15 protein-coding genes and 2 pseudogenes are annotated in these 10504 nt (G+C 44.0%); 1 reads left to right on the forward strand and 16 read right to left on the reverse strand.

The window, feature by feature from the left end:
* Positions 1-22: 22 nt before the first annotated feature.
* From FJ444_RS07775 to FJ444_RS07840, 14 genes and pseudogenes are all read right to left on the reverse strand, one after another.
* Positions 23-262, reverse strand: a pseudogene (locus FJ444_RS07775) (2OG-Fe(II) oxygenase); the annotation flags it as partial.
* Between the two features lie 11 nt (positions 263-273).
* Positions 274-942 (reverse strand): hypothetical protein, encoded by a 669-nt coding sequence (locus FJ444_RS07780; protein WP_370298019.1) that lies wholly within the window; start codon positions 940-942, stop codon positions 274-276.
* A gap of 20 nt (positions 943-962) precedes the next feature.
* The gene (locus FJ444_RS07785) at positions 963-1238 is read right to left on the reverse strand and encodes a putative quinol monooxygenase (RefSeq protein WP_140957527.1); all 276 of its coding nucleotides are present in this window, start codon (positions 1236-1238) and stop codon (positions 963-965) included.
* 27 nt (positions 1239-1265) lie between these two features.
* On the reverse strand, positions 1266-1802 hold the full coding sequence (locus FJ444_RS07790; RefSeq protein ID WP_140957529.1) for a hypothetical protein: 537 nt from the start codon (positions 1800-1802) through the stop codon (positions 1266-1268).
* Between the two features lie 69 nt (positions 1803-1871).
* Positions 1872-2255 (reverse strand): RidA family protein, encoded by a 384-nt coding sequence (locus FJ444_RS07795; RefSeq protein ID WP_140957531.1) that lies wholly within the window; start codon positions 2253-2255, stop codon positions 1872-1874.
* 19 nt (positions 2256-2274) lie between these two features.
* Positions 2275-3345: a serine hydrolase gene (locus tag FJ444_RS07800; protein ID WP_140957533.1), complete on the reverse strand. Its 1071-nt coding sequence runs from the start codon at positions 3343-3345 to the stop codon at positions 2275-2277.
* A 134-nt stretch (positions 3346-3479) separates the two neighbouring features.
* Positions 3480-3842: a hypothetical protein gene (locus FJ444_RS07805; protein WP_140957535.1), complete on the reverse strand. Its 363-nt coding sequence runs from the start codon at positions 3840-3842 to the stop codon at positions 3480-3482.
* 103 nt (positions 3843-3945) lie between these two features.
* Complete coding sequence (locus tag FJ444_RS07810) at positions 3946-4308, reverse strand: iron chaperone (protein ID WP_140957537.1); 363 nt, start codon at positions 4306-4308, stop codon at positions 3946-3948.
* Positions 4309-4374: 66 nt separating this feature from the next.
* Positions 4375-4998: a suppressor of fused domain protein gene (locus tag FJ444_RS07815; protein WP_140957539.1), complete on the reverse strand. Its 624-nt coding sequence runs from the start codon at positions 4996-4998 to the stop codon at positions 4375-4377.
* A gap of 224 nt (positions 4999-5222) precedes the next feature.
* On the reverse strand, positions 5223-7046 hold the full coding sequence (locus tag FJ444_RS07820; RefSeq protein ID WP_140957541.1) for a glycoside hydrolase family 2 protein: 1824 nt from the start codon (positions 7044-7046) through the stop codon (positions 5223-5225).
* A 414-nt stretch (positions 7047-7460) separates the two neighbouring features.
* Entirely contained in the window at positions 7461-7808 is a 348-nt protein-coding gene (locus tag FJ444_RS07825) for an iron chaperone (RefSeq protein WP_140957543.1), read from the reverse strand.
* A gap of 195 nt (positions 7809-8003) precedes the next feature.
* Complete coding sequence (locus tag FJ444_RS07830) at positions 8004-8300, reverse strand: type II toxin-antitoxin system RelE/ParE family toxin (protein WP_140957545.1); 297 nt, start codon at positions 8298-8300, stop codon at positions 8004-8006.
* A complete protein-coding gene (locus tag FJ444_RS07835; RefSeq protein ID WP_140957546.1) occupies positions 8288-8545 on the reverse strand; it encodes a type II toxin-antitoxin system Phd/YefM family antitoxin in 258 nt (85 codons plus the stop codon). Before FJ444_RS07835 ends, FJ444_RS07830 begins: the two co-directional genes overlap by 13 nt.
* Positions 8546-8766: 221 nt before the next feature.
* Positions 8767-9000 carry a DUF6429 family protein gene (locus FJ444_RS07840; RefSeq protein ID WP_140957548.1) on the reverse strand — a complete coding sequence of 78 codons (234 nt, stop codon included), beginning with the start codon at positions 8998-9000 and terminating at the stop codon, positions 8767-8769.
* 335 nt (positions 9001-9335) lie between these two features.
* On the opposite strand from FJ444_RS07840, the pseudogene FJ444_RS07845 reads away from it, so the two are divergent.
* Positions 9336-9635, forward strand: a pseudogene (locus FJ444_RS07845) (CcdB family protein); the annotation flags it as partial.
* Between the two features lie 79 nt (positions 9636-9714).
* Here the strand turns inward: FJ444_RS07845 and FJ444_RS07850 are convergent.
* The gene (locus tag FJ444_RS07850) at positions 9715-10008 is read right to left on the reverse strand and encodes a HigA family addiction module antitoxin (protein WP_140957550.1); all 294 of its coding nucleotides are present in this window, start codon (positions 10006-10008) and stop codon (positions 9715-9717) included.
* Positions 10008-10286, reverse strand: a complete 279-nt coding sequence (locus FJ444_RS07855) for a type II toxin-antitoxin system RelE/ParE family toxin (RefSeq protein ID WP_140957552.1) — start codon at positions 10284-10286, stop codon at positions 10008-10010. Before FJ444_RS07855 ends, FJ444_RS07850 begins: the two co-directional genes overlap by 1 nt.
* Positions 10287-10504: the final 218 nt, after the last annotated feature.

Genomic DNA, 10504 nt, shown 5'->3' on the forward strand with positions numbered 1-10504 from the left:
AACTTCCATGCGAATTGGTATTGATGGGCGTAGCGCAAACAAACTCCCCACCGGACCTGGCCTGTTTTAACACTATATTCAGCCGGTAATGTTTTCCGCTTTGCACGTTATCAGTATGTGGCGGTATTTCACTGCCTTGAGGAAACTTCAATAAATACACGTCGAATGTAACGGGCCAGTACATTCCGGCCAACAACATTTTGTCGTAACCGGTTTGTTGCCTGCCTCGTTGCCAGCGAAACAGCTTGCTCAGCATACTCATCACAATGGCACTTATGTTTTAATGGTGTGTTTAGCCGCTTTTTTTATGCGGCTATTGAACAACACAACGCCTAGCCAGAAAAACCAGACGAGTTGGGTAATTCCAAATAGTTCAGTGAAGATGTCAACCGGAAAAACGGTGGCTATGCCTGTAATACCAACCACCGCGCCCAGGTAATTTAACCACTTGCCAAATTCATTCAGCTGCAGAGCAACAATGCTCGTGAGTAATACCCACATTCCTCCCAACAACTCATTGCCGCCTCCCAAACTTTCTACCAACATGGATACTACTGTCCACAATTGGTAGGCATCTTCATTACTTATCTTAGCCAGCTCAACCACGCGCGACAGCCCTATGGTTGCAATCATACCACTGGCAATCACCAGCCCCACCCACACCTTACCAAACAAGGTTGCCAGCGTATTCACATAATTGTGTTCGCGTTTAAGCTTTTCATTAAGCGCAGTCACCAGCGTCGCCAGCAACACACCAAACACAACATAAATCAGAAAATAAGCTAACCCGAGTGCCTGTTGATGCTGCGCCAGAAACGTCATCACTACCTCAGGCGCTTTGCTGGCAGGAAAAGAGAGGAAGGCGCCAAAGTATACAAACGCGCCGGCGTAAATGAAGGCCATAAACATTGCCGCTGTGCCTGGGATTTTATTGTTAATCAAAACTGAATTCCCTTTCACCGTTACGACTCAATCTCATACTCATTAATATCAAATTGGGTGATCCAGGCAAACGAATCGTTTTCAGGCCCACTGTTTCTGAACGCTTCGAGCGCACTGCGGGTCTGCCATTTCTCAAACACATTCACGCGGAATTCGTTAACCGGATCAACCGACACAGCAAAGTCTTCGCATTCGGGATTGGCTCGAGCCAGTAAAATGGCTGCGTTTGAACATGCCATAAATTCATCTCGTTTCCCGGGCTGAATATATAAACTACCGGCCACAATGATTGTCATGATCCATCCTGTTATCGTGAATGACTGTTACTGAGGTTCTCTGGTGATATTCACCGCGTATTGCGTGTTAAAAACATCGATTGCTTCGGTATAGAGTGTTCGCGGTGTTCTGAAGCAAAAGTTGGATGCTGCACATACCATGTTCACCGGCGATTGATTTGCATGCGCACCTCGCAAAGAAAATACACTGCTACAAGTAGATGGCTCGGTACCCGTGTCGCCGACACACAACATGATAACAGTTGGCTCCCAGCGACACTCTGTGGCGGGATCCAGCTCCTTCAACGGCACATGCAGGTTATGTTTGCCATCGTTGATTTGTGGGTAGTAGTCAAACGCCATGGTTTGTGAAACCCGGAGCCCGGCCAGTATGTTGTAGTTTGTACAAGCATCGGATCTATTCGTGGTGACATACTGCACTTGAAGCTTGTAAGTTAAACTGTCATCGATGCTACCGTGTACATCGATATAGCGCTCACTGGGCATGGGGTATTTTACGTTACCATTAAGTGAACTACAGGCACACAAGGTTATTGCATACACTAACAAAGCACTACGCCACATTTATATTTTCCAAAAAGAATCAATAATTAAAACCGCCCGCGAATTCAACAGCCAAAGGTGTTCAACGCTTTATTTCGCTGCCGTCGCAACAATTTTAATTTTTCCATTAAAGGGCAACCTTGCGGCCTCGTATACGGTTCTTGCCGGGCGCTGACCTTCTGGAAATAACGCCATGTATAACGCATTAACCTCATTGAGATCGTTTAAGTTTGCAAAAGCTATATCAATATAGGCTATGTGGCTTTTATCAAACCCCGCCGCTTTTAAAGCAGCAAACACATTGTTAAATGCACGCTCGGCCTCTTCGGTAACGCTGCCTTCAACATAGTTACCTGCTTCGTTAACCGACAATTGACCGCTAACAAAGCATAGGTTACCAGCTACAACAGCATGGCTGATCGGATTAGACCATTTGGGTAAACCTTCACCCGACTCTATAAATAAATGAGGCATTGCGATAGTGTCCTTGTATTTAGTCGCCGTTAACCGCATTGGTTAGCGTTGCTTGGTTGGCGTGTGTTTTCCTAAGAATATCCACAATACGATTGATATTGATTTCTGACAAATTCCACTCATAACCTTCAAAATCCGTGGTATTAATGAACTGCACCACTACAGTATCAATATCGTTGTGATACTCAGCCAAACTCTGGTAACCGGGCACCAAACCGCCGTGCTCGTATACGTAAATAGATGAGTAAATCGCCTGCTCGCCGTCTTGAAACACGGTGCCGTTGTTTAGCGCACGAATAAACCGGCCCACATCTTCGGCTGTTGCAAGCATGCCGTTTTCGTTCATTTTAAAGTCTTCGTCAACGCCAACATAATATCCACTCATTACGTCATTTGGGTTCACCTCTGTAATAGACGAAAAGGTGTTATTTAGATTAAGTGGCTCGAGGATGGCCTCTTTAATAAATTGAAAGTGACCATAACCCACTACTTTTTCGATAATCTGCCGCAGCAGTAAATAATTGGTATTGGAATATTCATAGCCGGTGTCGGGTTCAAAGCTGGTGGGTAACGCCAGGGCAAAATCCAGTGCATGCGCAGCGTTTTCCTGTTCGTTTTGCCAAAATTCCGGGTTGTTGGTGTAATTAGGAATGCCACTGCGATGTTGCACCAACATGCGCACCGTAATTTGTTCGGCAAAAGGAAGCTTACCTGTCAATTCAGGAAAATAGTGAGCAACTGAATCGTTGAGTGATAAGCGTTCTGCATGCGCGAGCTTGGCAATCGCAACGGCCACGTATAACTTGCTGATACTGGCAATTTTAAACAGTGCATGGGGATCGGCGGGAATGCGGTTTATTCTGTCTTTCCAGCCACTGCTATAGAATGCTGGCGGTTTTCCAGCTTGATCCACATACACCACAATGCCATCAAAACCGTGGGAAATGGCTTCGTCAGCTTGCGCTTGAATGGAATTGGGTAATGGCAGGATCCAGGCTTTCACCAAAATCCAAGGCACATAAAATAACGAAATTACCGTTCCCGCGAACAAAATAACCCTGAGCAGGTTTTTAAATTGTTTGCTTTTCATCAGCACAATTCCGTTATTTGCGATAGTTGGCTAGCTTACCGCCATCTACTTGTAATGCAAATTCATAAAATGTAACGCTTTATTTGGAAAGCAATACTTTACCCAATAATCATTTACGGAGTGTTACCGGGCAATTAAGTTAATACACCATTCAAAACCAGCCCGGGCATAAAATAAAGGGCCGAAAGCGCTACTGAACCGGTAAGCACAAATGCGGCTGTGCAGAAAAGTGCCTGAACAAAAAACACCTTAGGTTTTGCCGACGCACTTGCCTGATAGGTGCAATACGCTAGGTTAACACCGTCTTTCACTTTTTGAAGATAACACTGTATTTGCTTTAGGATGGGAATACTGTAAATAGCAATAAACGCAAAAACTACCTCGATACCACCGAAATGGAACAGCAGTGCAATTTCAGGTGAAAACCACCCCACCACGCCAACGGCCAACCAAAAAGCCGCCTTTTGATAAACGTTCAAATCTTCCCACTTGATCATATTGCATCCTTGCTGATTTTCTCGCTTTTGATATAGCTAAGGTGAGGGCAATGGTGACTAATTCAATGCTAACGCTGACATTGGTAATTAACGTGCGCAATTTCTATTTCCATTTCACCCCTAGCGTGTCTTTTTCATACACTCTGTGGGCGGCCAATTTTACTACCAGCGCTTTCGGAATTGGCTCATGCATAGCAAAGTGAATAGTGTTCGGCGATGCTACACTAGCCCCCAGTTCTTGCTGGAAATGTGACACAACCGATGGCGTGGGATGTAAACTAATGTGATTTTTAGCCGCTGCATACACAAACAAAATGCCATCGTGTACCAGCGCGGGTTTACCCCATTTTAATTCATCGTCTGCAGCGGGAGCAGCTTCCAATAAATAGCTTCGGAGTTCATTAAGCCTTGTTTGGGCATCAAGAGGCTTACTTGCTATGTAGTCCTGAACACTGATTGTAGCCATGGGGTAAACCTTCCGTTAAGTTAAGCGCCCTGTCACTCTGGATTACGTTTTATGCGCAGATGGGGATTAAACAACACTGCTTCGTTGTTTTACAGTAATCAGCCCGCCCGTTTCTTCAATTAACCTATCGGTTAGCATTTCAGAGGAGTACTCCTGGGCAAAACTCAGTTCGGCGTCGGTAATCCCTACAATTTGTAGCAAATCGACACGACCAGACTGAATTTCAATATTCTCAGGTAGTTGAAACGGGGGCGTAATAAGCATTGCGGTAATGGTATCCGACAACGCAAACGGTATGCGATCGCCATAATCTAACAACGCTGGTTCGCCCATTTGGCCATTCGCCAACAACAAATTGTAGGCCATGAGAGTTTGCAGAACATGTATTGCCCACGTCGACTCATGTTCAGTTTCCAGCACAAACTCTACACCAAAGCCTGAATATTCCTGAGGCTCCTCAGCTTCCCAAGGATTAGACATCCCAGACGTCACATACACCCAGGTATTTCGCGCATCGTTAGGCGGTGACTGAAAAACACCGTGGGTAAGCCAACGCGGATCAACTGATTGCGCGTCCAACTGTTCAAAAATGGCGTTGCTTAGCGCATAAATTCCAGGCCCGGTATCGCCAAATACATGTGGATATACCTTTTCTTCCCGCTCTTCCCAAGCGTCTTCAAGCAAGCTCATTCATTTCTCCTAATTCAGTTTGCACGTGGCATTGCCAAAATATCCTGCGATACATTGGTCGATTGATCAATGCTTTTCCATACTATTCTGATGATTTAGTTGAATCGCTAAAACAATAAAGCCCTGCTCTCCCGACCAGGGCCACATGTGCATGTACAGGCATGTATAACGGGAATTCGTGTGTACCCCCTACTTTCTACTTCCGTCTTCCTACTCCCTACTCCCTACTTCGTTTTGTAATAATCCCTTAGCACATACCAGGCTTTCTTTTTGATACCTTTCTCAGATACCAGACCTTTTCTGTTCCAAAAATCCTGAATATTGTTTAACGGTCTGCGTGGTGAACGGAAATCTTTCAGGATCCACGGGCTTAAGCCTCTTAACGCCGAAATGTTATCTACCATTGCCAAATTGTGTATGTAAACGGACTCCTGGAATTCTTCGGTCCAGCGTTCATTACTGTCGCCATGCAGGCCTTGTAATGCGCCGGCACCCAATTCACTCATAATAATGGGCTTTTGGTATTTGGACTCCCAGCGTAAATCTGAACACTTAGATGCTTCAGACACATACCAGCCGCAGTAGCTGTTAATACCAATGACATCCACCGCATTTGCCAATGGATCGTCAATCAATATGCCATTTTTAGTAGTACTATGCGTGTCCATAGCCGCCGTGATCAGACGGGTATTGTCGAGTTCGCGCGCGTGGTTGATTAGATTGGTAATAAAAGTTAGGCGGGCATCTGATGACGGGGTTTCATTTGCCATCGACCACATCACTATGGATGCGCGGTTTATGTCGCGATGAATCATTTCAGCTAATTGCTGTTCAGCTTTTTTGTATACCGCATTGTTGTTAAATAACACGGTCCAGTAAACCGGGATCTCAGACCACACTAAAAGCCCCATTTCATCAGCCATTCTTAACATGTGCTCGTTGTGCGGATAATGCGCCAGACGCACAAAATTACAGCCCAGTTCTTTGGCCCATTGCAACAGCGTACGCGCATCCTCTTCACTCCAGGCCCGACCCGAGGTAAGGGGTGATTCTTCGTGAATACTAATGCCCTTTAAGAAAATTGACTTTCCATTTAGCTCAATGTTCTCACCATTCGTTTTTATACTGCGAAATCCAATGCGATCACGAATAATTTCGCCGTTATAGCTAAATTCGACATCGTAAAGTACAGGTGATTCGGGCGACCATAGCCTGGGCCTGGCGTTAATCGCAAATGTTGCATTGCCCTGGTTGTTAAGCTTAATGGTTTCTTTTACACCTAACTCAGCAATAGTTACCGTTACTTCGCTGGATTGCGTGAGCGCGCCAGCCACAACAACCTTGCCTTCGATGGTTTGATTATTGTTGGGCGATAACTGAATTTGATAATCGGCCAGATAAGCCTGGGGCACAGACACAATGCTCACTGAACGGGTGATCCCGCCATAATTCCACCAGTCAGTATTCACGGTGGGAACCTGATCTCGCTCGCGGCGGTTATCCACTTTTACCGTAACAAAGTTGTCACCACTTTTCAGAAAAGCAGTAACATCAAAATTAAAGCTGGTAAAGCCACCTTCGTGCTCCCCCACCTTTTCGCCATTAACGTACACAATGGCCTTGTAATTTACCGCACCGAAATACAAGAAATAACGCTGATCACTGCGTTTACTGAACGTGAAATCCTTGTTGTACCACACGGTGCCTTCATAGAGATACAAATGGTCTTTTTGGGTATTCCAATCGCCGGGCACAGAAATTTTATCTGCTGTTTCGAAGTTATACTCAAGTAATTCCGAAGGCGACGACATTTTAGCGTTTTTAAAATAGCCGTTGGCATGTGGTTCGTAACGATGGTTGTAATAACCATTTTCATAAGGATCAATAATATAGGTCCATTGACCGTTTAAGCTGGTAGCGTTGCGGCCTGACGCATTTTGCAGCAAAGGCGTAACGCTATCGCTCTGAGTAATTTCCGCTGTTTCGGCACTTATTGCATTGGCTATTAAACAAAAAAATGCCAGACATCCCACTATTACACATTTCATGTCATGTTGTTCCTATCTACCTTGCTTCGCATAATTGCTTTGCTACTAAACATTGTTAGCCAGCCTGTTTGCCAGTCTACAACGTCACCAAATTGGCTTGACCACCAGATACTATCACGACATTATTTAACAAATCATTAATTATTTTAAAACACGAGAATGTCATATCACCATTTTTGAACAGGCAAGCAAATATCGATAATTAACAGATATTAAGCTGATTTTTTTGTATTTATGGGATTTTAAACTAACCAGCAAAGTATTTTTCATCACCAGACCATATACACAACCAACAAAAGTGGCATTACCAATTAATCAAGCCGACGGGTACTTTATAGAAGAGAGGAAGCGTGAAAGATTCGCCAGGGTATACGCTGTTTTTTAACGCAGGCTTGGTATGGAAAGGCAAGGCATTTAAATATCGTATTGTTGATACAGGGCAATAGATACCTGGCAGATGAGATCAATCGGGAGCGGCACGTTTAAAGAAAATGATAAATTGCCCTTTGGACCCATATAAGGAGTGAGTTTATATATAAACTCGGCGTTGCCTGAAACAGGCGGATATACTCCAATGTGGTGCTTGAATGCGGCAAAATAAAAGAACGCCCGCTTTTTATTTCTAAATGCAGGCATGTTGTAACTAATACAACGGGTGGCCTCCGGCAACAACAACTCAACACGTTGTTGAATAGATTCCAGTAGTGGCCTTACAGCTGGCAACACGGTTAAAAAGTAATCTTCATGTGACGCAAACCGCATATCAGAGCTCCTTGATGTTACAGGTTAAGATCACACCATTTCAGCTATTTAACAACTTTTGACAGCCAATGATCACCGCTAAATATCGGCGTAGCCGTAAATGAGTGTTTTCGTTTTTGTTTTCATAAAAGATCCTTTGTTTGATTGTGCAGGATGTAGCCTCTTGTGTCCTTTTGAGTAACTTGTTAGCTATTATTAAAATAGTAAGAATCGCCTCAGTTCTTGTTCTTGACGCATAACATGCAATATATAAATCTTGTTCTCATCAATTTTATAAAATACCCGACATGGCTTTACTACCAGCTCCCTGTAATTAAGCGTGGGTATTTCCACAGGAATTTTTCCCGATTCGGGGTGTTGTTCTAGTCTTTCAATTTTGCTAAATACAGTTTGAACAAGCTTTTTCGCAGCAACCAAATTAGTCACTGCTATGTATTCAGCAATGTCATTAAGCTCATTAAGAGCGGGCTGTGTCCAAATTACTTCAGCCACTTATTCATTTGCTCTTTGGCCTGCGAATTTGAAATAACTTGCTCATTTCTTAAAGCCTGTTCTCCCCGAGCTATCCCTTCTAAAATAGACATGCGCTTTTGCATCATTTCAAAATCATCAACATCTACCAAATATGCGGATGGCTGGCCATGCTCAGTAATTAAAACCGGTTCTTTAGAGGAATGGAGATCTGCCAATATTTTAGTAGCCTGCCTCTTTAAGGTAGTAACTAATTCAACTTTCATATTCGAACTCTAAACTGGGATCAGTGCCACTATAGTATCACTCGCAGCCTGGCTTTCAACTGTATAGCTTACATTTCAATAATGGGTGTCGTCACAAGTTGCACAATGGCGAAGTCGCCAAACGTGTATGCGTAACAGCGAGCGCAGTGATTGCGTCGATTGGCTTGTAAGTTGCCACGCTGATACATCCTGGAGCAACAGCTGAGCTTTGCGCACAATACTCAATTACTTTTGACGAATAACTTTTTGAAGAGCTCTTCTGATTTGGCGAGACCTTCTTCATTTAAAACAACAGACTTTGATTTGCCAAAAGGGTCGTGAATATAACCTTTTTCATAAAGCCGGTCGGTGATACTCCAATCTATTTGCTTCCAAGCCCTACCAAACTTGTCATGTAGAGTAAGGTAAAACAGAGCAAGTGCCGCTTCATCGATTTTATCTTCATCTATTTCCACTACTGTCTCCATTATCATATGGCTAATAACTCCCACTCAGGGGGCAGTAATACGTGGGCTAAAATACCGGCAAAGCGAGAGGAGCCTACGTATATTTGTCGCCCCGCGAGCGCAGCGAGTGTTAATGCGTTGGTTATATTCTAACCATGCTTTGCAATGCGCATTTGCATGCGTATGCTTGGTAGTGAGATTAGTTGGAGTTATAAAAATGCAAGATTTATATGACATCCATGCCCCCAAGAAAGCGACAAATTTAAGCATAAACAGCGATTTGTTGCTGAAAACGGTTGTATCGGTGATGAGTACCGGAACTTCTAAGGGCGCAGTTTGATGTTTACAGAAACCCGAGCAAGAAAACGAATAAAGCTTACCCCTTTCTTGTTGATGTTCAAAACTCTGTAATTGACCAGTTGGCAACTAGGCTGGTTGTACCGTTAACAGATAGCAATACTAGAAACAGTCTTTACATGAAAAAATTGAAGCCGGAGATAGAATTCGAAGGCGTAACATATTTATTTCTAACCCAACAACTTAGTTCTATACCCGAATACGTACTCAATGATCGCATTGGTTCATTGGAGCACTCCAGAGAACTGCTGATAGATGCAATAGACTTCGCTATTACTGGAATATAACACCCCGTTTAAGGGGCAAAAACATGTAGGCTATAATGCGCAGCAGAGCCCGCGTGTTTGTGTCCCCAACATTTGTTTGTTAGGCGGCATGCAGATCTATTGGCTGCACGTTATCCAAGTTGATGTTCTGCTTTGCCTGCCAAAGCTCGTAATTGTCCTGCATGCTAAGCCAACTTTCAGGGCTGCGGCCTAATACCTTTGATAGCCTTAATGCCATTTCTGGTGATACCGCACTTTTTCCCTTAACGACACGATTTAGTGTTGAAGCGGCAACACCAAGATGGGTAGCCAGTGTCCTGCAACTGATTCCGTGAGGCTCCATGTAAATGGATTCAATAAATTCACCAGGATGTGGTGGGTTATGCATATTCATTAGTGATAATCCTCGTAATTTAAGATGTAAGCATTACCATCCGTGAACTCGAAAGTTACTCTCCAATTGCCGTTGACTGATATCGACCAAATATTAGATCTTTCTCCTTTGAGTTGGTGAAGAGAGAAACCAGGCAAATTAATGTCATCGATATCTTGTGCAGTATGGATAGCAGCTAACTGCATGCGAAGTTTTTTCGCGTGCTTAGTCTGTATGCCTGAAGTTTTCCCTTTTTCGAAAAACAGCTTCAGGCCCATATGTTTAAATGACTTAATCATGGAAGGAGTGTAGCGTATTGCGCAACGCGGTGCAACTTGACGCCTAACTTCCAAATATGGGGCGCGAATGCGCAGGGCATAATAGCGAAGCGCCCTGCGCGTTTGCGTCCCAGAGTGCGCGCGGCGCACACGACATGATTTGTTTGATACTCATTGAGCCTCCTCCCTATCAGCATAAACAGAGTTTATCCTAATAGGCGACCAAACCGAGGGAGAAA

This window comes from Aestuariibacter sp. GS-14 (assembly GCF_006494365.1).
GTDB lineage: Bacteria > Pseudomonadota > Gammaproteobacteria > Enterobacterales > Alteromonadaceae > Alteromonas > Alteromonas mangrovi.

Excerpts from the sequence above, each read along its gene's own strand:
- FJ444_RS07805 (WP_140957535.1), bottom strand. The coding sequence starts at position 3,842 with ATGATCAAGTGGGAAGATTTGAACGTTTATCAAAAGGCGGCTTTTTGG.
- FJ444_RS07790 (WP_140957529.1), bottom strand. The coding sequence starts at position 1,802 with ATGTGGCGTAGTGCTTTGTTAGTGTATGCAATAACCTTGTGTGCCTGT.
- FJ444_RS07850 (WP_140957550.1), bottom strand. The coding sequence starts at position 10,008 with ATGAATATGCATAACCCACCACATCCTGGTGAATTTATTGAATCCATT.
- FJ444_RS07815 (WP_140957539.1), bottom strand. The coding sequence starts at position 4,998 with ATGAGCTTGCTTGAAGACGCTTGGGAAGAGCGGGAAGAAAAGGTATAT.
- FJ444_RS07835 (WP_140957546.1), bottom strand. The coding sequence starts at position 8,545 with ATGAAAGTTGAATTAGTTACTACCTTAAAGAGGCAGGCTACTAAAATA.
- FJ444_RS07810 (WP_140957537.1), bottom strand. The coding sequence starts at position 4,308 with ATGGCTACAATCAGTGTTCAGGACTACATAGCAAGTAAGCCTCTTGAT.
- FJ444_RS07825 (WP_140957543.1), bottom strand. The coding sequence starts at position 7,808 with ATGCGGTTTGCGTCACATGAAGATTACTTTTTAACCGTGTTGCCAGCT.
- FJ444_RS07800 (WP_140957533.1), bottom strand. The coding sequence starts at position 3,345 with ATGAAAAGCAAACAATTTAAAAACCTGCTCAGGGTTATTTTGTTCGCG.
- FJ444_RS07795 (WP_140957531.1), bottom strand. The coding sequence starts at position 2,255 with ATGCCTCATTTATTTATAGAGTCGGGTGAAGGTTTACCCAAATGGTCT.
- FJ444_RS07855 (WP_140957552.1), bottom strand. The coding sequence starts at position 10,286 with ATGATTAAGTCATTTAAACATATGGGCCTGAAGCTGTTTTTCGAAAAA.
- FJ444_RS07785 (WP_140957527.1), bottom strand. The coding sequence starts at position 1,238 with ATGACAATCATTGTGGCCGGTAGTTTATATATTCAGCCCGGGAAACGA.
- FJ444_RS07820 (WP_140957541.1), bottom strand. The coding sequence starts at position 7,046 with ATGAAATGTGTAATAGTGGGATGTCTGGCATTTTTTTGTTTAATAGCC.